The sequence below is a fragment of the Paractinoplanes abujensis genome (assembly GCF_014204895.1).
Classification (GTDB): Bacteria; Actinomycetota; Actinomycetes; order Mycobacteriales; family Micromonosporaceae; genus Actinoplanes; species Actinoplanes abujensis.
Genome location: NZ_JACHMF010000001.1, coordinates 8,613,878 through 8,636,458 on the forward strand (window position 1 = coordinate 8,613,878; position 22,581 = coordinate 8,636,458).

24 protein-coding genes are annotated in these 22,581 nt (G+C 70.8%); 9 read left to right on the forward strand and 15 right to left on the reverse strand.

Annotated features, from left to right (window positions below; genetic code table 11):
• Positions 1-14 precede the first annotated feature (14 nt).
• The 4 genes from BKA14_RS39720 to BKA14_RS39735 are packed head-to-tail and all read right to left on the reverse strand — an operon-like array spanning position 15 to position 3,002.
• Positions 15-1,049 (reverse strand): ABC transporter ATP-binding protein, encoded by a 1,035-nt coding sequence (locus tag BKA14_RS39720; protein WP_184955855.1) that lies wholly within the window; start codon positions 1,047-1,049, stop codon positions 15-17.
• Positions 1,046-1,828, reverse strand: a complete 783-nt coding sequence (locus BKA14_RS39725) for an ABC transporter permease (protein ID WP_184957232.1) — start codon at positions 1,826-1,828, stop codon at positions 1,046-1,048. The genes BKA14_RS39720 and BKA14_RS39725 overlap by 4 nt, the downstream gene beginning before the upstream one ends.
• Positions 1,825-2,607 carry a molybdate ABC transporter substrate-binding protein gene (gene modA / locus BKA14_RS39730; protein ID WP_184955856.1) on the reverse strand — a complete coding sequence of 261 codons (783 nt, stop codon included), beginning with the start codon at positions 2,605-2,607 and terminating at the stop codon, positions 1,825-1,827. The genes BKA14_RS39725 and modA overlap by 4 nt, the downstream gene beginning before the upstream one ends.
• Positions 2,604-3,002, reverse strand: a complete 399-nt coding sequence (locus tag BKA14_RS39735) for a TOBE domain-containing protein (protein ID WP_184955857.1) — start codon at positions 3,000-3,002, stop codon at positions 2,604-2,606. Before BKA14_RS39735 ends, modA begins: the two co-directional genes overlap by 4 nt.
• A gap of 101 nt (positions 3,003-3,103) precedes the next feature.
• Between BKA14_RS39735 and BKA14_RS39740 the strand changes: the two genes are divergently transcribed.
• A complete protein-coding gene (locus BKA14_RS39740; RefSeq protein WP_184955858.1) occupies positions 3,104-4,102 on the forward strand; it encodes a class I SAM-dependent methyltransferase in 999 nt (332 codons plus the stop codon).
• Here the strand turns inward: BKA14_RS39740 and BKA14_RS39745 are convergent.
• The 3 genes from BKA14_RS39745 to BKA14_RS39755 form a co-directional block, all read right to left on the reverse strand.
• On the reverse strand, positions 4,045-4,587 hold the full coding sequence (locus tag BKA14_RS39745; RefSeq protein ID WP_184955859.1) for an endonuclease/exonuclease/phosphatase family protein: 543 nt from the start codon (positions 4,585-4,587) through the stop codon (positions 4,045-4,047). The two genes, BKA14_RS39740 and BKA14_RS39745, sit on opposite strands and share 58 nt — an antisense overlap.
• Complete coding sequence (locus tag BKA14_RS39750; protein ID WP_184955860.1) at positions 4,587-4,895, reverse strand: endonuclease/exonuclease/phosphatase family protein; 309 nt, start codon at positions 4,893-4,895, stop codon at positions 4,587-4,589. Before BKA14_RS39750 ends, BKA14_RS39745 begins: the two co-directional genes overlap by 1 nt.
• A 90-nt stretch (positions 4,896-4,985) precedes the next feature.
• A complete protein-coding gene (locus BKA14_RS39755) occupies positions 4,986-5,459 on the reverse strand; it encodes a MarR family winged helix-turn-helix transcriptional regulator (protein ID WP_184955861.1) in 474 nt (157 codons plus the stop codon).
• An 88-nt stretch (positions 5,460-5,547) separates the two neighbouring features.
• Between BKA14_RS39755 and BKA14_RS39760 the strand changes: the two genes are divergently transcribed.
• Positions 5,548-6,318 carry an alpha/beta fold hydrolase gene (locus BKA14_RS39760; protein ID WP_184955862.1) on the forward strand — a complete coding sequence of 257 codons (771 nt, stop codon included), beginning with the start codon at positions 5,548-5,550 and terminating at the stop codon, positions 6,316-6,318.
• Here the strand turns inward: BKA14_RS39760 and BKA14_RS39765 are convergent.
• Positions 6,302-6,553: a hypothetical protein gene (locus BKA14_RS39765; RefSeq protein WP_184955863.1), complete on the reverse strand. Its 252-nt coding sequence runs from the start codon at positions 6,551-6,553 to the stop codon at positions 6,302-6,304. The genes BKA14_RS39760 and BKA14_RS39765 overlap by 17 nt on opposite strands.
• A 130-nt stretch (positions 6,554-6,683) precedes the next feature.
• Here BKA14_RS39765 and BKA14_RS39770 point away from each other — a divergent pair, with 130 nt between their 5' ends.
• Complete coding sequence (locus BKA14_RS39770; protein WP_184955864.1) at positions 6,684-8,312, forward strand: glycoside hydrolase family 99 protein; 1,629 nt, start codon at positions 6,684-6,686, stop codon at positions 8,310-8,312.
• Between the two features lie 374 nt (positions 8,313-8,686).
• Positions 8,687-9,613 (forward strand): NAD-dependent epimerase/dehydratase family protein, encoded by a 927-nt coding sequence (locus BKA14_RS39775; protein ID WP_184955865.1) that lies wholly within the window; start codon positions 8,687-8,689, stop codon positions 9,611-9,613.
• A 72-nt stretch (positions 9,614-9,685) separates the two neighbouring features.
• On the opposite strand, the gene BKA14_RS39780 is transcribed toward BKA14_RS39775, so the two are convergent.
• Genes BKA14_RS39780 through BKA14_RS39795 form a run of 4 tightly spaced genes read right to left on the reverse strand, consistent with a single transcriptional unit; the run spans position 9,686 to position 13,166 of the window.
• A complete protein-coding gene (locus BKA14_RS39780; protein WP_184955866.1) occupies positions 9,686-10,132 on the reverse strand; it encodes a GNAT family N-acetyltransferase in 447 nt (148 codons plus the stop codon).
• Positions 10,129-11,034, reverse strand: a complete 906-nt coding sequence (locus tag BKA14_RS39785) for an aminoglycoside phosphotransferase family protein (RefSeq protein ID WP_184955867.1) — start codon at positions 11,032-11,034, stop codon at positions 10,129-10,131. The genes BKA14_RS39780 and BKA14_RS39785 overlap by 4 nt, the downstream gene beginning before the upstream one ends.
• Positions 11,035-11,044: 10 nt before the next feature.
• Positions 11,045-11,854 carry a PrsW family intramembrane metalloprotease gene (locus BKA14_RS39790; RefSeq protein WP_184955868.1) on the reverse strand — a complete coding sequence of 270 codons (810 nt, stop codon included), beginning with the start codon at positions 11,852-11,854 and terminating at the stop codon, positions 11,045-11,047.
• Positions 11,855-11,909: 55 nt separating this feature from the next.
• Complete coding sequence (locus BKA14_RS39795) at positions 11,910-13,166, reverse strand: multidrug effflux MFS transporter (RefSeq protein WP_184955869.1); 1,257 nt, start codon at positions 13,164-13,166, stop codon at positions 11,910-11,912.
• A 210-nt stretch (positions 13,167-13,376) separates the two neighbouring features.
• Between BKA14_RS39795 and BKA14_RS39800 the strand changes: the two genes are divergently transcribed.
• The 3 genes from BKA14_RS39800 to BKA14_RS39810 are packed head-to-tail and all read left to right on the forward strand — an operon-like array spanning position 13,377 to position 16,017.
• Positions 13,377-14,711, forward strand: coding sequence for an MFS transporter (locus tag BKA14_RS39800; protein WP_184955870.1), 1,335 nt, complete (start codon positions 13,377-13,379; stop codon positions 14,709-14,711).
• 33 nt (positions 14,712-14,744) lie between these two features.
• Positions 14,745-15,515 (forward strand): hypothetical protein, encoded by a 771-nt coding sequence (locus BKA14_RS39805; protein WP_184955871.1) that lies wholly within the window; start codon positions 14,745-14,747, stop codon positions 15,513-15,515.
• A gap of 4 nt (positions 15,516-15,519) precedes the next feature.
• Positions 15,520-16,017, forward strand: a complete 498-nt coding sequence (locus BKA14_RS39810) for a mycothiol transferase (RefSeq protein ID WP_184955872.1) — start codon at positions 15,520-15,522, stop codon at positions 16,015-16,017.
• A gap of 36 nt (positions 16,018-16,053) precedes the next feature.
• On the opposite strand, the gene BKA14_RS39815 is transcribed toward BKA14_RS39810, so the two are convergent.
• Genes BKA14_RS39815 through BKA14_RS39825 form a run of 3 tightly spaced genes read right to left on the reverse strand, consistent with a single transcriptional unit; the run spans position 16,054 to position 20,362 of the window.
• Positions 16,054-17,520 (reverse strand): ATP-binding protein, encoded by a 1,467-nt coding sequence (locus BKA14_RS39815; protein ID WP_184955873.1) that lies wholly within the window; start codon positions 17,518-17,520, stop codon positions 16,054-16,056.
• 3 nt (positions 17,521-17,523) lie between these two features.
• On the reverse strand, positions 17,524-19,182 hold the full coding sequence (locus BKA14_RS39820) for an NAD(P)/FAD-dependent oxidoreductase (protein ID WP_184955874.1): 1,659 nt from the start codon (positions 19,180-19,182) through the stop codon (positions 17,524-17,526).
• A 10-nt stretch (positions 19,183-19,192) separates the two neighbouring features.
• On the reverse strand, positions 19,193-20,362 hold the full coding sequence (locus tag BKA14_RS39825) for an NAD(+)/NADH kinase (protein WP_184955875.1): 1,170 nt from the start codon (positions 20,360-20,362) through the stop codon (positions 19,193-19,195).
• 190 nt (positions 20,363-20,552) lie between these two features.
• On the opposite strand from BKA14_RS39825, the gene BKA14_RS39830 reads away from it, so the two are divergent.
• Positions 20,553-22,070: a ricin-type beta-trefoil lectin domain protein gene (locus BKA14_RS39830; protein WP_239092669.1), complete on the forward strand. Its 1,518-nt coding sequence runs from the start codon at positions 20,553-20,555 to the stop codon at positions 22,068-22,070.
• Between the two features lie 56 nt (positions 22,071-22,126).
• Positions 22,127-22,552, forward strand: a complete 426-nt coding sequence (locus tag BKA14_RS39835) for a VOC family protein (protein WP_203722174.1) — start codon at positions 22,127-22,129, stop codon at positions 22,550-22,552.
• Positions 22,553-22,581 lie beyond the last annotated feature (29 nt).

Genomic DNA, 22,581 nt, shown 5'->3' on the forward strand with positions numbered 1-22,581 from the left:
TATGCCCCGGCCGATCAGGCTTTATAGGCGCGGATCTCGGTCGCCTTGACACTGGCCCAGACCTCACGTCCGGGTTCGAGGCCCAGGTGAACGGCAGCGGCGGGAGTGACGTCGGCCGCCGCGGGCAGGGGGCCGCCGAGTTCGATGCGAAGAGAATCACCCTGCCGCGAGACGGTTGTCACGGTGGCGGGCCAGGTGTTGCGGGGGCTGCCGTCGGGGCGGCTGGGGTAGAGCGCGACCGCTGAGGGCGGGAACGCCACGAAGACCGCACCCTGCTCGTCGGTCCCGGTCGTCAGCGTGAAGCCGTCGGGCAGCTCGACGGTGGCGCCGTCGGCCCGGCCCCGGTAGAGGTTGAGGCCGACCAGCCGGGCCACGTAGTCGGTGCGGGGCTGCGCGGTGATCGTGGCGGCGTCGCCCGTCTGCACGACCCGGCCGTCCTCGACGATGACGAGCCGGTCGGCCAGCATCAGCGCGTCCAGCGGGTCGTGGGTGACCAGCACAGTCGCGCCGGGGAAGGCGGCCAGGTGCCCGCGCAGCCGGGCCCGCGTGTCCAATCTCGTACGGGCGTCCAGCGCGGCCAGGGGCTCGTCGAGCAGCAGCATGCGCGGCTCGGAGGCCAGCGCCCGGGCCAGGGCCACCCGTTGGGCTTGACCACCGGAGAGCTGGCGTGGCTTTTTCCGTACGTGGTCGGCCAGGCCCACCCGGGTCAGCCACTCGTGGGCCTGCTGCCGTGCCTGGGCGCGCGGCACCCGGCGGCACCGGGGCCCGAAAGCGACGTTGTCGAGCGCGTTCAGGTGCGGGAAGAGCAGGTAGTCCTGGAACACCACGCCGATGCGCCGCTGCTCGGGGGCGAGCCCGTCCAGCCGTACGCCGTCGAGGGTGATCCGGCCGTGGTCGAGCGGCAGCAGGCCGGCCAGCGCGCGCAGGGTCGTGGTCTTGCCGGCGCCGTTGGGGCCCAGCAAAGCGACGACTTCGCCGGGCTCGGCGGTCAGGTCGACGTCGAGCGTGAACCCGTCCCGCTTGACGACCAGTCGCGCGTCGAGGCTCATGGGGCCACCCACTTGTCCCGCAGCGCGGCCAGGATGCCGACCGAGACGACGAGCAGGATCAGGCTCAGCACGATCGCCGCGTCCACGTCCTGCTCCAGCGCCAGATAGACGGCGAGCGGCATGGTCTGCGTACGGCCGGGGAAGTTGCCGGCGAAGGTGATGGTCGCGCCGAACTCGCCCAGCGCCCGGGCCCAGCAGAGCACCGCGCCCGCGGCCACTCCGGGCGCGATCAGCGGCAGCGTGACCCGGCGGAACGTCGTCCAGCGGGAGGCGCCGAGCGTGGCCGCGGCCTCCTCGAACCGCACGTCGGCGCCGCGCAACGCCCCCTCCACGGCGATCACCAGGAACGGCATCGCCACGAAGGCCTCGGCCACGACCACGCCCGTGGTGGTGAACGGCAGGCTCACCCCGAACGTCTGGTCGAGCCATCCGCCGACCAGCCCTCGCCGCCCGAACACCAGCAGCAGCGCCACCCCGCCGACCACCGGTGGCAGCACCAGCGGCACGGTGACCAGCGCACGCACCAGCCGCCGGCCCGGGAACTCCAGCCGGGCCAGGACCCAGGCCAGCGGTACGCCGAGGACCAGGCACACCAGCGTGGCCAGGCTCGCGGTGAGCAGCGACAGGCGCAGCGCGGCCAGGATGCCGGGTTCGGTCAGCCGTTCCGGCAGCGTCGTCCACGGCGCCCGGATCAGCAGCCCGGCCAGGGGCAGGATCAGGAACGCGAGGCCGAGCGCGGCCGGGATCAGCAGCGCCAGCGGGGCTCGACGACGGTTCAGGGCTGCTGGAACCCTGCGTCGGTGAGGATCTTGAGCGCCGGTTCCGACCGGACGAACGCGACGAACGACGCGGCGGCCGACGGGTTCGGCGCGTTCTTGAGCGCGACGATCGGGTAGTCGTTGATCGCGCCGGCCGACTCCGGGAACTCGACGCCGTCCACGTCGGCGCTCGCCGCCTTGGCGTCCGTGCGGTAGACCAGGGCCGCGTCGACCTCGCCCAGTTTCACCTTGGACAGGGCGGCCTTCACGTCCTGCTCCAGCGTGACCGGCTCGACGTCCACGCCGGCCGCTTCGATCGCCTTCTGGGCCGCTGAGCCGCACGGCACCTGCTCGGCGCAGAGCGCGACCTTGAGCTCCGGGTTCTTCAGGTCGGCCAGCGTCCGGACGCCCTCGGGGTTGCCCTTGGCGGTGGCGATGACGAGCTGGTTCTTCACGAAGACGACCGGGTCGCCCTGGGCGTCGCCCGCGTCGACGACAGTCTTCATCGTGGCCGGGCTGGCCGCCGCGAAGACGTCGGCGGGCGCGCCCGAGGTGATCTGCTGGGCCAGGCCGGAGCTGCCCCCGTACGAGATCGTGACTTCGAGGCCGGGGTTCTGCTCCTCGAAATCAGTCTTGATCTTGTCGAAGGACTCGGTGAGGGACGCGGCCGCCATGACGATCAGTTCGCCGCCGGCCGCACTGCCGCTGGGGCCGGCCGCGGGAGCGCTGTCGCCGGAGTCGCCGCACGCCGCCGACGCCAGCACCGCCAGCAGCGCCACGCCGCTGAGCATTCGCCTCATCTGTCGTCCCCTCGCTCCACGACCACCGTGGTCGACTTGATGACGGCCACCGCCGTCGAACCCACCTCGAGGCCCAAGTCATCAACCGCCTCACGGCTCATCAGCGACACCACCCGGAACGGGCCGGCCTGAATGTCCACCTGCGCCATCACCTCGTCGCGCACGACCGCGGTGACGATGCCCCGCAGCCGGTTGCGCGCCGAGGAGCGGCTGGTGCCCGGATCGGGCTCGTCGGCCAGCGACCGGGCGAACGCGGCCAGGTCGGCCCCCGCGACATGCCGGTGCCCGTGGTCGTCGCGCCCGGCGGTCAACCGGCCCGCGTCGACCCAGCGCCGCACCGTGTCCACGCTGACGCCGAGCAGGTCGGCCGCCTCACCGATGCGATAGGTCGTCACAACCGCCACTCTAGGGCCGCAATTGCGAGTCTACCTACCCCGTACGACTTGCAGATGCGGAACCGTTGCACAGCTCACACACTCGACGGCATGCTGGGAGCGTGCCCGAACGCATTGCCGAGGTCACCGCCTTCCTGGCCGAGGTGCTCGCCCCCCGCGCGCCACTCACCGTCATCATCGACGGTGGTGACCACGGTGCCGCCGCGCGCTTCGCCTCCCGGCTGGCCGCCGCCTTCCCGCCCTCGGCCCGGGCGTGGAACGTCGACGCCGTCATGGGTCTGAGCGGCCCCGCCGGGGGAGTGCTGGACTCGGCCCTCAACGTGCTCGAACCGGCAGCCGACCGCGTCATCGTCTACCTGCGCGCGAGCCGCCGGGCCCCCGCCGGCGAAGGCGAACGCCGGGCCCAGGTGGTGATCGACCACCACGATCCCCAATGGCCGGTCATCCGCCACGTCCACCCCCGGCTGGCCGACCCCGACCGCTGGCACCTGACGGAGAGCCGGGCCTTCTTCGCCCCCAAGGCGGCCGGCTGGGACGACAAATTCGGTGACGACCTGCCCGCGTACGGGAAAGCAGTCGAAGCCGCCGGGCCCGCCCCCGGCGATGTGGCCCTCGACCTGGGCTGCGGCACCGGCCGGGCCCTGCCCGCCCTGGCCACCGCCGTAGGCCCGACCGGCCGGGTGATCGGCCTCGACTGCACGCCCGCGATGCTGGCCGAGGCCCACGCCAAGGGCCGCGACCGGGCGGCCACCCTGCTCCAGGCCGACGCCCGCCTGCTCCCGCTGGCCACCGCGGCGGCCGACGTGGTGTTCGCGGCCGGCCTCGTGCACCACCTGCCCGACCCCGAAGCCGGCCTGGCCGAGCTGGCCCGGGTCACCCGCCCGGGCGGCCGCCTGGTCCTCTTCCACCCCACGGGCCGGGTGGCGCTGGCGGCCCGCCACGGCCGCAAACTGACCCCCGCCGACCCCATGAACGAGGACAACCTGACACGCGCCCTGGAGGCCACCGGCTGGACCCCGAGCCGCTACGAGGACGACGAGAATCATTTCCTGGCAGTAGCCGTCCGCTCCCCAGCGGTGCCCCAGGCCCCCGGCGGGTGATCCGGCACTTCCAGGTCCGCCACGACCCCGAAGTGATCGCTGGCCCACACGCCGCCGACGGGCCGGTCCAGGACCAGACCGCAGGATCGGACGTCGAGGGTGGGGCCGTGATCACCGGACCGGACCAGGATGTAGTCGATGCGCCGGGACAACGCCGTCGCGACCTCACCGGCCCGGACGAGCGGGTTGACGGCGCTGAACGTGTGGCCCGGATCGGCCGGGTGCGCCGTCTCCCACGCGTCCTGATAGCACACGCTGAGCCCGTCGACGGGTTGTAACCCCCGCCAGAACCGCATGCTCGCCGCGTCCGGCCGCGCGTCGAAGTCACCGAGCACGATGACATGGCCGACCTGCGCCGCATGCTGTTCCAGAACCCGGGCGGCGGCAACGGCTTGCCGCTGCCGTTCCAGTTCATGGCCGAACGGCCAGCTCGGTTTGTGGTGCGCAACCAGGACTTCGCCGGCCGGCGTGTCCACTGTGACCATCAGCGTCGCGCACCAGGGCAGACTTTCCCCCGTACGGTGTCCCGCTGATCGATCTCCCCGACGACGCGATGCTGCCCGCGAGTGGCCAAAGCCCCGCCCACCCCGTCTGCGGCCGTACGGGAGAAGCCTTGCACCTGATAGCCGGGGCCGACCAGCTCGTCCACGACTTCCGGCGCACTGCCGACGGGAACCTCTTGCAGCGCGACGATGTCGGCCTGCAGCCCCTGCAGCGTCTCCGCAATCAGCCGCCGGCGCCGGTCCCAGCCCGGGTTGGCCGGCCCCAGCACATTCATCGTGACGATCCGCATCCGGCGATTATCGCCCGGACCCACGCCGCCCACCGACATCATCGCGAGGAGCCCGCATCGCCGCATCGACCCCGGGACCTCCGTCGCCGGTCAGCCTGTGGTGTCCTGGGCCAGCCAGCCCGGCGAGTCGAAGCGTACGGGTTGCGGGCCGGCCAGCGTGGTCAGGTGGTGTTCGAGTTTTTCCAGCTCGGCGGGGCCGATGCGAGCGGCCCACTCCTCGCGGAGGCGGTCGAAGATGGCCTCTCCGGTGCGCATGACCTCGAAGCCGAGCGGGGTGACTTCCAGGCGTTTGCGGCGGGCGTCGCGGGGGTCGGGGCCGGTGGTCACCCAGCCGCGTTCCTGCAGGACGGCGATCGTGCGGGCGGCCGACTGCTTGGTGATGGAGAGGCTGCGGCCCAGCTCCGAGGCCGTGTCGGCGCCGGCGGCGATGGCGCGCATGGCGAAGTCGTGGACGGGGCGGGCGTCCTCGAAGCCGGCGGCGGCCAGTTCGGTGATCGCGGAGTCGACGAGGGTGCGGAAGCCGCCGAGGAGCAGCAGGGCCAGGTCGGCGCCGGATCGGGACATGTGATGAGGCTACCGCTGGACGATCGACAGTCTGGGTGTCTATCTTGGGGTTGGAGAAAGACAGTCAGGCTGTCGAAAGGGAGAAGTCATGAAGGTCGACATCAACGGAACTACCCTGCACTACGTCGAAGCGGGTACCCGCGGCGAGCCGATCCTGCTGGTCCACGGCTTCCCCGAGACCTCGTACGCCTTTCACCGGGTGATGCCGCTGCTGGCCGGGAATCACCGCGTCTTCGCCGTCGATCTGCGCGGCTTCGGCGACTCGGCCGCGGGCGACAACGACAGCGCGACCGCTGCCGAGGATCTGCACCAATTGATCGCGCACTTCGGGGTGGGCCCGGTGCACCTCGTGGGCCAGGACATCGCCGGCGGTGCGGTCTATCGGCTGGCCGCCACGCATCCGGAGGACGTGCGCACCCTGATCGCGGTCGAGATGGGGCTGGCCGGCTACGGGCTGGAGGCGCTGGCCGACGTCACGCACGGCGGCGCCTGGCACATCGGCGTGCTGGCTGCGCCAGGCGTGCCCGAGATGCTGCTGGCCGGGCACGAGCGCGAGTTCCTGGAGTATCTGCTGCCGGCGGGCGACGTCGGCGAGTTCGCGCGCACCTACGCCCGGCCGGGCGGGTGGCGCGGCGCCGCCGGTCTCTACCGCTCGATGCTGCGCGAGGGCGACGAGCTGAGGGCGCTGCCCACCCTCACGATGCCGGTGCTGGCGGTCGGCCCGTTCGCCGTCGCCACCATGCGGCAGGTCGCCCAGCAGGTGACCGCGGTGGAGCTGGACGGCGTGGGTCACTACGTGGCGCTCGAGGCTCCCGAGCGGCTGGCCCACGCCGTCCTCGACTTCATCCGAGGCTGTTGAGCTTCTCCTGGATGCGGTCGCGCCGCTGCTCCAGCGTGTCGATGATCGCCTCGTTCTCCGCGATACCGGTCAGCTCGGTAGCGATCTCCTCCGGCTCGATGTATCCCTCCGAGGTGTCGGTGTCCTGCCCGCGTCGCGCCTGGGCATCGCCCCCGACGCGGCGCAGCTCGGCCAGCTCGGCCTCGACGTCCTTCAGTTCCTGACGCAGCTGGTCGGCAGTGTTCTCATCGCTCATCCGGACATCGTACGACCTAGTGATCATTCAGTATTTTCAAGAGTTCGTTCAACTATTGCAATCCTGTGACGTCCATTGTGATGATGGCTGTCGATCCGTTCCATCCCCAACCGGATCGACAGGAGTCCCCATGACTGTCACCCGACGAGCACTGTTGTCCGCGGCCGCCCTCACGCCCGCGGCAACCCTGCTCCCGTCACCCACCGCGGCCGCGGCCGCCTCCCCGCCCGGCGACGTCGTCGGCAAAATCAGCGTCGGCTATCAGGGCTGGTTCTCGTGCCCCGGCGACGGCGCCCCGATCGGTGGCTGGTGGCACTGGAGCCGTGACCGGTTCCAGCCGCCGTCGGCGAGCAACACCACGATCGTGTCCTGGCCCGACATGCGCGACTTCACGCACGCCTACCCCACGGCGTACCCGAACCTCGGCGACGGGCGCCCCGCGACTCTCTTCTCCTCGTACGACCAGCAGACCGTGGACACGCATTTCCAGTGGATGCGCACGTACGGGATCGACACGGCCGCCCTGCAGCGGTTCAACCCGACCGGCGACGAGGGTCCCACCCGCGACGCCATGGCGGCCAAGGTGCGCGGCGCGGCCGAGGCCACCGGACGCAAGTTCTACATCATGTACGACGTCACGGGCTGGACGTCGATGCAGAACCAGATCAAGACGGACTGGTCGCAGAAGATGTCCCCGTACGCCTCCTCGCCCGCCTACGCCCGGCAGAACGGCAAGCCCGTCGTCTGCATCTGGGGTTTCGGCTTCAACGACGACGGCCGCCCGTTCCCGCCGGCCGCGTGCCTCGACGTCGTGAACTGGTTCAAGGCACAGGGCTGCTACGTGATCGGCGGCGTCCCCACCTACTGGCGCGAAGGCAAGAACGACAGCCGGGCCGGGTTCTCCGACGTCTACCACGCGTTCCACATGCTCTCGCCGTGGATGGTCGGCCGCACCGGGACGCTCGACGGGCTCGACTGGTTCCTGGCCAACGTGAACACGGCCGACCAGGCCGACTGCAACGCCCACGGCATCGACTACCAGCCGTGCGTGCTGCCCGGCGACCTCTCCTCCGGGCATCGGCGGCACGGCGACTTCTACTGGCGCAGCCTCTACAACATGATCAGGCTGGGCGCCCAGGGCCTGTACGTGTCCATGTTCGACGAGTTCAACGAGGGTAACCAGATCGCCAAGACGGCCGAGACCGGCGCGTCGGTGCCGGCCGGCACGGGCATCCGGGCGCTCGACGAGGACGGCACGTTCTGCTCAGCCGACTACTACCTGCGGATCACCGGCGACGGCGGGCGCATGTTGAAGGGGCAGACAGCCCTGACCGCGACGCGGCCGACGCCGCCCACCACCGGGACCCCGCCGGTTCCGACCGGTGACCTCGCCGCCGGCAAGCCCGTCACCGCCGGCAGCGCGAACGGCCCGTACGGGCCGGGCAACGCGGTCGACGGCAACGCGGGCAGCTACTGGGAGAGCACCAACCACGTCTTTCCCCAGTGGATCGAGGTCGATCTCGGGACCCCGTACGCGGTGAAGCGTCTGGTGCTGCGCCTGCCCGGCACCTGGGAGCGCCGCACCCAGACGATCACGGTGCCCGGCCGCGCCGCCGAGACGTACGTGTTCGACCCCGCCTCCGGCAACACCGTGACGATCACACTGCCGGGCACGTCCGTACGGCAACTGCGGTTGACCTTCACCGCCAACACCGGCTGGCCCGCCGCGCAACTGGCCGCCCTGGAGGCGTACGCGTAAACCGATCCGGCGGGGGGCGCCCATGTGTCCCCCGCCGGGGGACGCGAGCGGCCGCCGGAGGTGCCACGCACCGCTGGGTCGTGCGCTCATCGACGACCCGGCCCGCAGCCGACGACAACGCGGCACTCACCGTGTCCCTGACGCACGAGCCGCCGCCCGACTCCACCCGATCGCTCAAGATCGCCACAACGGCCCCTGCCCAGTGCCCGCCCTACCAAGGGGGACCCCCACCCACGGACACCATTCTGGTCGATCGCGGCGATCTTTGCGCTCAAGCCTGTGGACAACCATGGATTGTGGACAACCGATGGATCAAGCAGCGGCGTCGCTACTATCGGCTCGCTCCCCGGTCCTCGTCGGAAGGCTCCACAACCATGCGTTTGCTCGTGCTGGGCGGCACCCGGTTCGTCGGCCGGGCCGTGGTCGAGGCCGCGCTCGCCGCCGGCCACGAGGTGACCCTCTTCAACCGCGGCCGCACCGCCCCGCATCTCTTCCCCGAGGCGGAGACGGTCGTCGGTGATCGCACGGCTGATCTGTCCGCGTTGAGCGGGCGTGCCTTCGACACCGTCGTCGACTGCGCGGGTTATCAGCCGGAGGTGGTCGGCAAGTCGGTGGCCGCGCTCGACGGCCGTGTGGCGCGCTACGTCTTCGTGTCGTCAGTTTCTGTGTACGCCGATCAGAGCGTCCCGGCCGACGAGAGTTCGGCCGTGCTCGACGACGAGTCGTACGGCGGGCGCAAGGCGCGCTGCGAGCGGGTGGTCCTCGACGCGTTCGGCGAGCGCGCCTTGCTCGCCCGGCCCGGCCTGATCGTGGGGCCGCACGACCCGACCGAGCGGTTCTCGCACTGGCCGCGGCGGTTGGCGCGCGGCGGCCGGGTGCTCGTGCCGGGGGCGCCGGAGGATCCGATGCAGCTGATCGACGTACGGGATCTGGGCAGTTGGCTCGTCTCGACCGACGCGGCCGGGTTCTGCAACGTCGTGGGGCAGCCCGTCACCATGCGGGAACTGATCGAGGCGTGCCCGGTGACCGTCCCGGCCGAGCTGGTCTGGGTGCCGAGCGCGGTGCTGCTGGAGCTGGGCGTCGACCCGTGGATGGGTGTGCCGATGTGGATCGGCGACCCCGAGGCGGCCGCGGCCAATCTGGTCGACGGGCAGCGGGCACGGGCGCACGGCCTGACGACACGACCGCTGCGGGAGACGGCGGTGGATGTGCTGGCGTGGGATGTCGCCCGGGGCGGCCCGGTGGACGACCCCTTCCCGGCCGAGGCCGAGGAGGCGTTGCTCAGGCGGGTGTCGGGGTGAGCGTGTCGGGGCTTGGGAGGCGTTGCTCAGGCGGGTGTCGGGGTGAGCGTGTCGGGGCTCGGGAGGCGTTGCTCAGGTGAGCGTCAGGTTGAGCATGTCGAGGCCCGTGACGGGGCGGAAGCCGGCCTCCGCGTAGAGGGTGAGCGCCGGTTCGTTGTCGGCCTCGGTCTGCAGCGACACCCGCCGGGCGCCGGCCGAGCGGGCCGCGGTGACCACGTGAGCCAGCAACGCGCGGGCCACACCGCGGCGCCGGGCCCGGGGCGGCACGAAGAGGTCGCGGACGAGCCAGGCCGTGCCCAAGGTCAGCGAGGCGGGCAGCACGGCGGTGGTGACGAAGCCCCGTACGGTCCCGGACTCGATCGCCGCCGCCACCGCGAAGCGGCCCGACGTGACCTGCTCGGCCAGCCAGGCCTGCGTCTCGTGCGGGGCGGACGGAAAGCCGTAGTGCACGCGATATTCGTCGAACAGCGCGGCCACGGCCTCGAAGGTGTCGCCCGGCGGGCCGACCCAGGTGATCACAGCTCCTCCAGTTCGGCCTCGAGCAGCCGGGTCACGTGGTCGTGCCGCCGGCCGGAGAGTTCCATGCCGCGGCTCGGCTGCTCGGTCAGCATCAGCACGTAGAGGTGGACGCGGTAGAGCGCGATCCGGGTCTGCTCCTCGGGCGTGAACGCCGCGCGGCCGTAGCCCGCCGCGAACGGGTGCGCGGGGGTGATCCGCTGGAAGAGGGCGGGGGAGACGAAGTCGAGCAGCGGATCGCCGTACAGGTAACGCTCGCCGTCGACCAGGCCGCTGAGCGACCCGTCCGGCGCGACCAGCACGTTGCCGTCCCACAGGTCGAAGTGCAGCAGCGCGGGCCGGGTGACCGTGGCCAGCAGGCGGTGGTGCCGCGCGACCAGCCCGTCCAGCGGCGGCAGGGGCACACCCCACTCGGCGGCGTCGGCCCGCAGGGAGTCGAGGATCGCGGCGTACGCCGTGGGCCAGTCGGCGGCCGACGGCCGGTTGCCGGTGTAGCCGAAGTGCGGGCCGGTGATTTCGTGCACGCGGGCGATGGCCGCCCCGAGCTGACGCCGCGCCGGAGCGGAGTCGCCTTCGGTCAGTGGGCGCCCGGGCAGCAGTGTCGAAATGATCCAGCTGTCCGATGAGGCGAGGACTTCGGGCACGGGGGCCACGCCGCGAACCATGGAGAAGTACGCGACCTCGGCCGGGAGCATGCCCGCCTCGTACGAGAGCAAGCGAGCCGACGGCGGCGGACCCACCTTGACCACCACCTCGCGCCCGTCGGTGAGAGCGGCTCGCCAGACGGCGGCGAACCCGCCCCCGCTCAGCTCGACGGCGGGCGAGGACACCCCGAGTCCGAGACCGTCGTTGACGATCCCGGCGATGTCGTCGGAGTCGACGGAGGGCTGAGTCGGACTACGCATGCGGCGAAGACTAGATCGTCAGCGGCCGCAGCACTGTCCCCTCGGCGTGTTCGGCGAACGTGCGGTAGTGGCGCAGGGCCAGGAAGAGCCAGCCCAGGCTGATGACGGCCAGCACGACGTACGCGATCGGAGTCGAGAACGTGTCCCAGCAAGTGTGCAGCACCACCGCGCCGGCGAAGGTGGCCAGGAACGCGAGCACGCGCCGGGTGTTCGGGGCGGCGATCAGGGCCCAGAGCGCGCCCGCGGTGAGCCCGGTCCAGGCGGTGTGGCCGGCGGGAGCGGTCAGGCCCCGTACGAACAGGGTCTGCTCGACGCTGCCGACGTTACCGCCCGACGCGAGCAGGGCCGTGAAGCCGTAGCCCATGGTCTCCAGGGCCGCGAAACCCATGCCGGACGCGACGCCGATGATCAGGCCGTCCGACGGCAGCCGCCGCTCGTGCCGCGACAGGATCGTGAACAGCAGGATCAGCGGCACGATCAGCTTGGCCGACTCCTCGATGACCGCCACCAGCACCATCGGCAGCACGCCGAGGCGGTGCAGCGTGTCGTACTCGAGCGTGCCGGCCACCACGATGCCGATCACCCCGCCGAAGAACGCGGCGATCACCAAGGCCGAGGCCGGAACCTGCCACCGACCCGTACGGGCCTGGGCGAACGTGAGGAACGAGAGCGGGACGACCGTGGCGCCGAGCAGGATCAGGGCGGGCACGAAGTTGGGATTTTGAGTGTGGACCAAGGTCCGCAGCACCACGGCGTACAGGGCAAGACCGATGACCAGGACGCCGAGCCAGGCCCACCGGCGGGGGTTGTGTTCGCGCATGCCGCGCTGCTACCCCGCCGGTGGGATCGACTAGCGGTAATGCGACGCGCGTCGCTCAGTGTGCGACGGCCATCACGGGCTCGGCCGACTCGTCGACGGGCAGGCGCGAAGGCTGCACGACCGTCCAGAGCACCACGACCACGGCCAGCATCGTGCCCGCCACCACGATCGCCATGGCCAGGGCGCTGTTGCCGAGCACGCCGACCAGCGGCGCCGCGAGCGCGCCCACCCCGAACTGCATCGCACCCAGCAGCGCGGCCGCGGTTCCGGCGGCCTCACCATGCCGCGAGAGGGCTAGCGCCGGGGCGTTCGTCATGGCCAGGCCCACCGTGGCCAGCACCAGCCAGAGCGGGATCAGTACACCGGCCAGCCCGCCGAAGCCGGTGATCGCGAACAGCAGGAAGATCACGCCGAAGACCGCGCCCGCGACCAGCGCGCCCGTCAGGATCTGCACCGGCTGCCAGCGGCGGAGCAGGCGCACGTTGAACTGGGTGGCGCCGATCAGCCCGATCGCGCCGCCGGCGAAGACGTACGCGAACTGCTGCTCGTCCATGCCGTACTCCTCCTGGAACACGAAGGAGCTGCCGGAGACGTACGCGAAGAGCGCGGAGAACGCGAGCGCGGCCACCAGGATCAGGCCCACGTAGGCCCGGTCGGTGAACAGCCGTCCGTAGTCGCGCAGGGTGCCGGTGACCCCGCCGTTGCGCCGCCGCTCGACGGGCAGCGTCTCGGGCAGGAACAGCGCGGTCGCCGTCAGGATGGCGATCGCGGCCACGGTGAGCACGACGAAGACGCCGCGCCACGAGGTCCAGTTGAGCACCACGCCGCCGATGGTGGGCGCGAGGATCGGGGCCACGCCGACGACCAGCATCAGGCGCGAGAAGAGCTTGGCCGCGGCGAGCCCGCTGAACAGGTCACGCACGATCGCCATGGCGACGACGGCGGCGGCTGCGGCGCCCAGGCCCTGCAGCACTCGCAGGGTGCCGAGCACGGCCAGGTTGGGCGCGACGACGCAGAGCACGGAGGCCAGCACGTGCACGCCGACCCCGGCCAGCAGGGGCAGGCGGCGCCCGACGGCATCGGAGAGCGGGCCGACCAGCAGCTGCCCGAGGGCCAGGCCGAGCAAAGTGCCGGTCAGCGTCAGCTGCACGGCGGCCTCGGTGGTGTGCAGGTCGGTGGTGATCGTCGGGAGCGCCGGGAGGTACATGTCGATCGTCAGCGGCCCGAGCGCGGTGAGAAAACCCAGCACGAGGACGATGCGGAGGCGGCGTCCTGCGGGCAGGAGTTCACCAGGGGAGAGTTCAGCGCGCATATTCGGCGGCAAGTCTCCGGCGACCGGCTTTGTTCCGCGTCGTAATAGTGATCACAACCGTGCCGAATCGCGGAAATCGGCTTGACTACCTGCATAAACGATCAGTGACGGGACCCACGTGTGGTCTGGACCGCGATCGGTTGTGACGCCGGTGCAAGCGGAGAAAAGTGGGAGTCCGTACGTGCCACAGAGCGAGTGAAAGGCGACCCCGTGCCCCTGCGTCCCTCAGCAAGGGCCTGGACGGTCTGGGCCGTCGGCCTCGCCGCGTACATCGTCGCAGTGCTGCACCGCACCTCGCTCGGCGTGGCCGGGCTGGACGCGCAGCACCGCTTCGGCATCGGAGCCGGAGCCCTGGCCTCGTTCGCCGTGCTGCAACTGCTCGTCTACGCCGGCCTGCAGGTGCCGGTCGGGCTGCTGCTCGACCGGTTCGGTTCGCTGCGGCTGGTGGTCAGCGGCGGTGTGCTGATGGCGGCCGGTCAGGCGATCATGGCGACCACCGATCACGTCGGCGGCGCCGTGCTGGCCCGCATCCTGGTCGGCGCGGGCGACGCGATGACCTTCATCAGCGTGTTGCGCCTGGTGCCGCAGTGGTTCCCGGCTCGCCGGGTGCCGGTGCTGACCCAGATCACCGGGCTGGCCGGGCAGGCCGGGCAGGTGCTCTCGGCGGTGCCGCTGGCTGCCATGCTGGCCGGCCCCGGCTGGAGCACCGCGTTCCTCGCGACCGCGGGAGCCGGCGTCTTCGTCGCGGTGGCCGCCTTCCTGGCCCTGCACGACACCCCGGAACGGCGGATCACCGTCGGCGCCGCGATCACCATGCGGCAGGTCGGGCACGACCTGAGCAGCGCGTGGCGGCACCCGGGGACCCGGTTGGGGCTGTGGACGCACTTCACCACCCAGTTCACCGGCACGGTGTTCGCGCTGATGTGGGGCTTCCCGTTCCTGATCGCCGGGCAGGGTCTGCCCCAGGAGACGGCGAGCGCTCTGCTCACCCTGTTCGTGCTGGTCGGCATGGCCGCCGGGCCGATGATCGGGCTGCTCGTGCAGCGGCATCCGCTGCGCCGGTCGTGGCTGGTGCTGGGGGTGATCGCGGCCAACGCGGGCGGCTGGGGCCTGGTGCTGGCCTGGCCCGGGCACGCGCCGATGCCGGTGCTGGTGGTGCTGATCGTGGCGCTGGGCCTGGGCGGCCCGGGCTCGATGATCGGTTTCGACTACGCCCGCACGTTCAACCCGCCGAGCCGGCTCGGCACCGCCACCGGAGTGGTGAACGTCGGCGGCTTCGTCGCGTCGCTGCTGTCGATCGAGCTGATCGGCCTTATTCTCGACGCGCGCACCGGCGGCGGCGCCACGTATGACATCGCCGACTTCAAAGTGGCCATGTCGGTGCAATACATATTCATGATCGTCGGCGTCGCCGGAATTCTGCGAACGCGCAGGCTGGCCCGTGAACGCATGGCCGCGGAGGGCATCGTGGTCCGCCCGCTACGCGAGGTGTGGGCGGATCGCCGGGGTTTAGCGATCGCGCGTAAGGAGAAGGCCAAGGCCTGACAGTCACCACAAGAGGGCAGAGGCAAGGAGGACATGACCGAGCACGCACCGGCCAAGATCTTGTCCGGCATCGACATTCCCAAGACCATCGCAGGAACCCTGGCCGCGGTCTCCGCCGCGGTTGTCGGTTCCTTCCTAGGCGTCGCCGGCACTCTCATCGGCGCGGCCGTGGCCAGCCTCATCGGCTCGGTCGGAACGGAGCTCTATCACCGGTTCATCAACCGCGGCAGCGAGAAGATCAAGACGTTCGTGACCGCGCCGGCCGCGGTCGGCACCCCACCGGTCGCGGCGGCCGAGGACGAGGTGCCGTCGGACGAGCCCGTGGTCGACCGGCGCCCGGTCAAGATGCGCTGGGGCCGGATCACCGCGGCCGCCGGCCTGCTGTTCGTGCTGGCCATGGGCGGCATCACGGTGTTCGAGCTGATCGCCCAGCGTTCGATCGCGGACGCGGTCGGGCACAAGACCAGCTCCAGCACGACGTTGGGCAACGCGTTCAAGGGCGACAACGGCTCGGACGAGAAGCCGGCCACCACGCCGTCCACGCAGCCCTCGGCCGACCCGACCGGTGAGCCCACCGCGGACCCGGCCGAGACGGCCGCCCCGACCGGCACGGCGGCGCCCACGGACACCTCGGCGCCGGCCGAGTCGCCCGAGCCGCAGCAGACCGACGGCACGCAGACCGGCACGGCGCCCACCGAGGCGCCGGCGGACGGCCAGACCGAGCCGGACGGCACGACGCAGGACTCCACCACGCAGAACGGCGACGTGCAGAACCAGCAGGTCCAGCCGAACGGAACGGAGTAGGCAGATGGATGCCAAGGGCGTACTGACCGAGGCCTTCGGGCGCCTCCCCGAGCTCGTGCACACGGCCGTGCACGGGCTCACCGCCGACCAGCTGCGGTGGCAGCCGGCGAAGGGGGCCAACTCGATCGGGTGGCTGGTCTGGCACCTGACCCGGGTGCAGGACGACCACGTGGCCGACGTGATGGGCACCGAGCAGGTCTACGCCGGTGGTGATTGGCCCGCCAAGTTCGGACTGAAGGACCCGGGCGAGACCGGGTACGGGCATGACGCGTCCGACGTGGCCGCGGTGGCCCCGGAAAGCGCGCAGGTGTTGCTCGACTACTACCAGGCGGTCCACGACCGTACGGTGGCCTGGCTCGCGGACCTCACCGAGGCCGACCTGGACCGGGTGGTCGACGACAACTGGGATCCGCCCGTGACGCTCGGGGTGCGGCTGATCAGCGTGTACGACGACGACGCGCAGCACGCGGGCCAGGCGGCCTACGTGCGCGGGTTGCTGTAAAGGAAAGCGGGCGGGGGCGACCCCGCCCGCTTTTTCTCACGCCGAGGACGGCTCGGTCAGCGGCAGCCGTACGAGGAATTTGGTGTCGCCCGGCTTCGAGTCGAGCTTGATGTCGCCGCCGTGCCCGTTGACCACGATCCGGTACGAGATGTCCAGGCCCAGGCCCGTGCCCTCGCCCACCGGCTTGGTCGTGAAGAACGGCTCGAAGACGCGCTTCTTGAGATCCTCGGGGACGCCCGGACCGGAGTCACCGACCGACACGACCACGTGATCGTCTTCGCGGTACGTCTTGACGGTCAGCGTGCCGGCGCCGTTCATGGCCTGCACCGCATTGTCGATCAGGTTGGTCCACACCTGGTTGAGCTCGGCCGGGTGGGCCGGAACCTGCGGAATCGTACGGTCGTAGTCCTTCACGACCTTGATCCCCTCACCGATCTTGTGGTTGAGCATGACCAGCGTGCTGTCGAGGCCGGAGTGCACGTCGATCCACTGGTGCGCGGCCCGGTCCATCTGCGAATACTGCTTGGCCGCGGAGACCAGCGACGACACCCGGCTCGTGGCGTCCTCGATGTCGGTCATCAGCTGCTCGGTCTCGAGCGCGTAGCCGATCCAGTGGATCGCCTGGTCGAGCAGCTTCTGGGTGCCGACCCGCTCCTCGATCAGCGTGAGGCACTCGATGTCGAGGCCGCCCTGGGCGAAGACCGGCGCCAGGTCCCAGCCGCCGGTGACGTTGCGCTCGTCCATCCAGTCGCCGAGCTCGTCCTCGCGGTCGGCCGTCTCCATCGCGGTCAGCGGCTTGGCCTTGGCCGCCCGCTCGATCACGTCCTCCTGCAGCTCGACCAGCGCGACCAGGCGCTCCGGGTCGACCTTGCCCGCGGCCAGCATGGCCAGCTTGTGCCGCATGCCGGCGACCCGCTGGCGCAGCGCGGAGGTGGCCCGGGAGGCGGCCGCGGCCGGGTTGTTGAGCTCGTGCATCAGACCGGCCGAGAGCGCGCCCAGCGCGGTGAGCCGCTGCCGCTCACTGACCGCGGCCTGGGTGTTGCGCATGCCGATGGTCAGGCCCTCGAGCAGGTGGATCGCCATCGGGAACCACTCGCGCATCATCCAGCCGAAGTCGTTGGCCGACAGCACGAAGAAGTCGCTGTCGTCGAGCGCGCGCAGGCTCATCATGTAGTTGCGCTGGACGCCGTCGTCGCGCAGGTAGGCGTTGGTGGCGCCCATGTAGACGCCGCGCTGCTCGGTGCGGTTGGTGCGCACCTCGTCCTGCCCGACCCGGCGGGTGAGCTCGATCGTGCCGCTGAGCAGCACGAAGAACTGGTCGGCGGGGTCGCCCTCGCGGATCACCACGCCGCCGGCCGGCATGTGCATCGTGCAGCCGTGCTCCGAGATCCAGGTGAGCTGGTCGTCGGTCAGCTTCTCGAACAGGAACAGGGTGCGCAGCTCGTCGTTGGTGAGCTGCCCCGGCTCGCACGGAACGAGCTTGACCTCAGCGGTGTCACTCATGGCTTACTGCGCCTCCAGGTAACGATGGACCAGCGTGACGGCCATCGCGCCCTCGCCGACCGCCGAGGCCACCCGCTTGACGGAGTTGGCCCGGACGTCGCCGGCGGCGAAGATGCCGGGAACACTGCACTCCAGGTAGAACGGATCCCGCTCCCGATCCCATCCCTTCGGACGGGTGCCATTCGAGAGAAGATCCGGCCCGGTGTAGACGAAGCCCTTCTCGTCGCGGGCGACGGCGGTTCCCAACCAGTCCGTACGGGGTTCGGCCCCGATGAAGACGAAGAGGTAACCGCACTCGACGGTGGTGCTCTGGCCCTCTTTGCTGTCGCAGATCGTGATGGCCTGCAGATGGCCGTCGCCCTGGGCGCCGATCACCTCGCACCGCGTACGGACCCGGATGTTGTCGATCTTGTTGAGCTGCTGGATCAGGTAGTACGACATCGACGCCTCGAGCGAGTCGCCCCGCACCAGCAGCGTGACCGTCCGCGCGTACCGGGAGAAGAACAACGCCGCCTGCCCGGCCGAGTTCGCGCCGCCCACGATGTAGACGTCGGTGCCCGCGCAGGACGGGCCCTCGGTCGAGGCCGAGCCGTAGTAGACGCCGGAACCGGTCAGCTCGGCGATGCCGTCGGCCACCAGCGGCCGATACGCCACGCCGGTGGCCAGCACGATCGAGTGGGCCGAGATCTCGCCGCCGTCGGCGAAGCTCAGCGTGCGGGCCGAACCGTCCTGCCGCAGGCCCGTCACGTCGCGCGTGGTCAGCACCTCGGCCGAGAACTTGCCGGCCTGCCGCCGCGCCCGGTCGGTCAGCTGGGCGCCCGAGATGCCGTCGGGGAAGCCCAGATAGTTCTCGATGCGCGAGCTCTGACCGGCCTGGCCACCCACCGCGCGCCGCTCGACCAGCAGCGTCTTGAGGCCCTCGGAGGCGCCGTAGACCGCGGCACCGAGCCCGGCCGGGCCGCCCCCCACGATGATCAGGTCGTAGAAGTCGCGTCCGGGCGCCGTCGACAGCCCGACCGCCTCGGCCACCTCGGTCGTGCTGGGCTGCGCGAACGTGCGCCCGTCGGAGGTGACCACCAGCGGGATCGACTCGGGACCGACCCCGGCTGCCTCGAGCAACCGGCGGCCCTCGGACTCGTCGGCGCCCAGCCACCGGTAGGGCACCAGGTTGCGGGCGAGGAAGTCACGGATCTCGTACGACGGCTCGCTCCAGCGGTGCCCGACGACGCGGATGTCCTCCATCTCGCGGTCGCCGGTGGCCTGCCAGGCGTCGAGCAGCGCGTCGATCACCGGGTAGAGCTTCTCCTCCGGCGGGTCCCACGGCTTGAGCAGGTAATGGTCGACGTCGACCACGTTGATGGCCTGGATGGCGGCGTCGGTGTCGGCGTACGCCGTCAGAAGCGCGCGCCGCGCGTTGGGGAACAGGTCCATCGCCTGCTCCAGGAACTCGATGCCGTTGGTCTGCGGCATCCGGTAGTCGGCGAGAATGACGGCCACGCGGCCGCCACGCAGCTTGAGTTCTTTCAGGGCGTCGAGGGCCTCGGAGGCCGACGACGCGCGCACGATGCGGTACTGGTCGCCGTAACGACGGCGCAGGTCGCGGGCGATGGCCCGGGAGACCGCGGGGTCGTCGTCGACGGTCAGGATCGCGGGGTGGCCCATGGCAAATACCTCAGCTATCCGCAGTCGGGGTGGCCAGGAGGTCGGCGTATTCGGGGTGACGGTCGAGATATCCGCTGATGAAGGGGCAGGAGGCGACGACCGGGGTGGCGCGGCCGCGCGCGTCCTCGAGCGCGGCCGAGGCGAGCCGGCCGGCCAGGCCCCGGCCCGAGAAGGACTGCTCGATCACGGTGTTCAGCAGCTCGATCCGGTCGCCGTGGCGGCGATAGTCCAGCACACCGGCCACCTCACCGCCGACCAGCAGCTCGTAGCGCCGCCGCTCGAAGGCGTCGACCACCACGGCGTCGGTCGCGTCGGGCACGCCGACCTGGGCGCTGCCCTCGACGCGCAGCTTGCGCCGGGCCCGCTCGTAGAAGCTGGTGTTGCCGAGCCGGATGACCTGGGCCGCCGACGGGATCGGCTCGATCGACAGCTTGTCGCCCGGCCCGGCGTAGCCCTCGATGATGCCGTCGACCTCGATGGCGAGCCGGCCGCTGGTGGGCAGCACGTCGATGTCGAGCTGCTCCTGCAGGGCCAGCATGAGCGGGCGGTTGAACGACGAGTGGGCGGCCGAGGCGGTCACGATCAGGCCCTCGACGTTGGGTGAGACGATCGGGCCGCCGGCCGAGAAGCTGTACGCCGTGGAGCCGGTGGGGGTGGCCACGATGACGGCGTCGGCCGCGTAGTTGACGAAGTTCTTGCCCTCGAGGCTGATGCCGACCGCGGCCAGCCCTTCGCCGGGCACGCGCACCATGGCGATGTCGTTGAAGGCTGACACGTCCTTGCCGTCGGGCAGCACGGTGCGCACCGCCGTACGGGACTCGATGGTGAACTTGTGCTCGTCGATCGCGGTGAGCGCGTCGGTCAGATCGGGCAGATCGACCTCGGCCAGGAAGCCGAGCCGGCCCACGTTGACGCCCAGCACCGGGGTCTTGCGCCCCTCGACCAGGCGCATCGTGCGCAGCATCGTGCCGTCACCGCCCAGGCTGACCAGCAGGCCGGCCCGCTCGACCATCTCGTCGGCGGTGACCGCGACGGCCTCACAGTCGATGCGGTCGATCTCGTCGTGCAGGCCCAGCACGGTGACGTTGCGCCGCTCGGCCCAGTCGACGATCGCCTCTATCGCCGATCCGCAGTCGCGTCGCGGGTGCAGGACGAGCCCTACGACCTTGACCATCCCCATGCCGGATTACCGCCCGTTCTCGTAGTTCAAGAAGACAGCCTTGCACGTCCGGCGCCGGATCGGCGAGGGCAGGCGACGGAGCACACGCGGGTCTTTCGGGCAGGTTTCCTTCTCGTTTCTTGACAGCGTTGTCAGACATAGACAGCCTCCGATTTATCCCCGGTTTTCCCGGCGCTCCGAGAGGATCCCCATGCGCCCACGTCCACGGTTGCTGGCCATCGCCGCGGCAGCCCTCACAGCTGTCTCGCTGAGCCCTCTTCCCGCTGCTCAGGCCGCTCCTGCCCCCTCGCCCGCCATCGACATCGACCCCGGCATGCTCAGCGCGATGCGCCGGGACCTCAAGCTGAACGACGCCCAGATCGAGGCGCGGCTGCGGACCGAGGCGGCGGCGCCCGTGGTCGAGAAGCGGCTCAAGGCCGTGCTCGGTCCGGCCTTCGCGGGAGCCTGGATCCCCTCCGGGGCGTCCCGGCTGACGGTTGCGGCCACTTCGTCCTCCGCCGCGGCCGCCGTGCGATCGTCAGGTGCGGATTTTGCGGTGGTTCGCAGATCCGCGTCCGATCTTCTCCGTCTGCGCGACAGCTTGGACAAGAAGGCGAAAAGCGCAAAGCCTTCCGTCGTACGGGGGTGGTACGTCGACGTCCCCAACAACCGGGTGGTGGTCATGGCCGCTCCCGGCTCCGAAAGTGCCGCGCGCGCCTTCGCCGGCGCATCGGTCACCGTGGTCACCGCGGCCGAACAGCCCCGCGCGCTCTACGACATCCGCGGCGGCGACCAGTACGTGATCAACGGCAACACGCTGTGCTCGGTCGGCTTCTCGGTCGCAGGTGGCTTTGTCACCGCCGGTCACTGCGGCGGCACCGGCAGCCCCACCCTGGGCTACAACAACGTCGCCCAAGGCACCTTCGCCGGCTCCTCGTTCCCCGGCAACGACTACGCCTGGGTGCGTACGAACGGCAACTGGACCCCGCAACCGTGGGTCAACAACTACGCCGGCGGCAACGTCACCGTGGCCGGCTCGCAGGACGCGGCCATCGGCAGCTCGATCTGCCGTTCCGGCCGCACCACAGGCTGGCGCTGCGGCACCCTGCTCGGCCGCAACGAGACGATCGTCTACTCCCAGGGCGCGGTGTCCGGCCTGTCCCGCAGCAACGCGTGCGCCGAACCGGGCGACTCCGGCGGCTCGTGGATCTCGGGCAACCAGGCCCAAGGCGTCACCTCGGGCGGCACGGGCAACTGCTCCAGCGGCGGCACGATGTGGTTCCAGCCGGTCAACGAGATCCTCCAGACGTACGGCCTGGCCCTGACCACCACCGGCGGCGGTGGCGGCGGCTCCGCGGTGATCAGCAACTGGAACAACAAGTGCATCGACGTGCCGAACGGCAACTTCGCCGACGGCGTCCAGCTGCAGATGTGGAACTGCAACAACAGCGCCGCCCAGAAGTGGGAGTTCGTCGACGGCACCCTGCGGACGTCGAACAACAAGTGCATGGACGTCGCGTGGGGCTCCACGGCCAACGGCGCCGCCATCCAGATCGTCACGTGCAGCGGCAACCCCGCCCAGCAGTTCGTCCTGTCGGCGGCCGGTGACCTGGTCAACCCGCAAGCGAACAAGTGCGTGGACATCGCCGAGTGGAACGGCAACGAAGGCGCGCGCCTGCACCTGTGGGACTGCGTCGGCGGAGCCAACCAGAAGTGGCGCCGCGGCTGATTTTCTTCCGGCATCGCGGCCATTCGGTGGCCGCGATGCCGGGCACCTTCGACGTCATGACACTCGACCGTTCCGGATCCCGCATCGACCACCTCAACCTGGCCGTCCCGTCGCTGACCGAGGCGGTGGCGTTCTACGAGCCGGTGCTGGCCGCCATCGGCATCACCAAGATGCTGGAGATCCCACCCAACGCCACCCCCAACCAGCCCACCGCCATGACCGGCTTCGGCCTGGCCGACGTCAAGCCCTACTTCTGGCTCATCGACGGCGGCGTGGTGGGCACCAACATGCACGTGGCCTTCACGGTCGACACCCGCGCCGACGTGGACACGTTCTACGAGGCGGCCCTGTCGGCGGGCGCCACGTCGTTGCTGAAGCCCGCAGTCCATCCCGAATACCACGACGACTATTACGGCGCGTTCGTCCTGGACCTGCACGGCATCAACCTCGAAGCCGTCTGCCACCACCCCGGACAAGCCTGACGGAGAGTTGCCGCGGCGCCTGTCCGAGC

What these genes read in the sequence shown, in the direction of transcription:
- BKA14_RS39720 (WP_184955855.1), bottom strand. Translation starts at nt 1,049, where the DNA reads ATGAGCCTCGACGCGCGACTGGTCGTCAAGCGGGACGGGTTCACGCTC.
- modA (WP_184955856.1), bottom strand. Translation starts at nt 2,607, where the DNA reads ATGAGGCGAATGCTCAGCGGCGTGGCGCTGCTGGCGGTGCTGGCGTCG.
- BKA14_RS39745 (WP_184955859.1), bottom strand. Translation starts at nt 4,587, where the DNA reads ATGGTCACAGTGGACACGCCGGCCGGCGAAGTCCTGGTTGCGCACCAC.
- BKA14_RS39750 (WP_184955860.1), bottom strand. Translation starts at nt 4,895, where the DNA reads ATGCGGATCGTCACGATGAATGTGCTGGGGCCGGCCAACCCGGGCTGG.
- BKA14_RS39755 (WP_184955861.1), bottom strand. Translation starts at nt 5,459, where the DNA reads ATGTCCCGATCCGGCGCCGACCTGGCCCTGCTGCTCCTCGGCGGCTTC.
- BKA14_RS39760 (WP_184955862.1), top strand. Translation starts at nt 5,548, where the DNA reads ATGAAGGTCGACATCAACGGAACTACCCTGCACTACGTCGAAGCGGGT.
- BKA14_RS39765 (WP_184955863.1), bottom strand. Translation starts at nt 6,553, where the DNA reads ATGAGCGATGAGAACACTGCCGACCAGCTGCGTCAGGAACTGAAGGAC.
- BKA14_RS39770 (WP_184955864.1), top strand. Translation starts at nt 6,684, where the DNA reads ATGACTGTCACCCGACGAGCACTGTTGTCCGCGGCCGCCCTCACGCCC.
- BKA14_RS39775 (WP_184955865.1), top strand. Translation starts at nt 8,687, where the DNA reads ATGCGTTTGCTCGTGCTGGGCGGCACCCGGTTCGTCGGCCGGGCCGTG.
- BKA14_RS39785 (WP_184955867.1), bottom strand. Translation starts at nt 11,034, where the DNA reads ATGCGTAGTCCGACTCAGCCCTCCGTCGACTCCGACGACATCGCCGGG.
- BKA14_RS39790 (WP_184955868.1), bottom strand. Translation starts at nt 11,854, where the DNA reads ATGCGCGAACACAACCCCCGCCGGTGGGCCTGGCTCGGCGTCCTGGTC.
- BKA14_RS39795 (WP_184955869.1), bottom strand. Translation starts at nt 13,166, where the DNA reads ATGCGCGCTGAACTCTCCCCTGGTGAACTCCTGCCCGCAGGACGCCGC.
- BKA14_RS39805 (WP_184955871.1), top strand. Translation starts at nt 14,745, where the DNA reads ATGACCGAGCACGCACCGGCCAAGATCTTGTCCGGCATCGACATTCCC.
- BKA14_RS39810 (WP_184955872.1), top strand. Translation starts at nt 15,520, where the DNA reads ATGGATGCCAAGGGCGTACTGACCGAGGCCTTCGGGCGCCTCCCCGAG.
- BKA14_RS39815 (WP_184955873.1), bottom strand. Translation starts at nt 17,520, where the DNA reads ATGAGTGACACCGCTGAGGTCAAGCTCGTTCCGTGCGAGCCGGGGCAG.
- BKA14_RS39820 (WP_184955874.1), bottom strand. Translation starts at nt 19,182, where the DNA reads ATGGGCCACCCCGCGATCCTGACCGTCGACGACGACCCCGCGGTCTCC.
- BKA14_RS39825 (WP_184955875.1), bottom strand. Translation starts at nt 20,362, where the DNA reads ATGGGGATGGTCAAGGTCGTAGGGCTCGTCCTGCACCCGCGACGCGAC.
- BKA14_RS39830 (WP_239092669.1), top strand. Translation starts at nt 20,553, where the DNA reads ATGCGCCCACGTCCACGGTTGCTGGCCATCGCCGCGGCAGCCCTCACA.
- BKA14_RS39835 (WP_203722174.1), top strand. Translation starts at nt 22,127, where the DNA reads ATGACACTCGACCGTTCCGGATCCCGCATCGACCACCTCAACCTGGCC.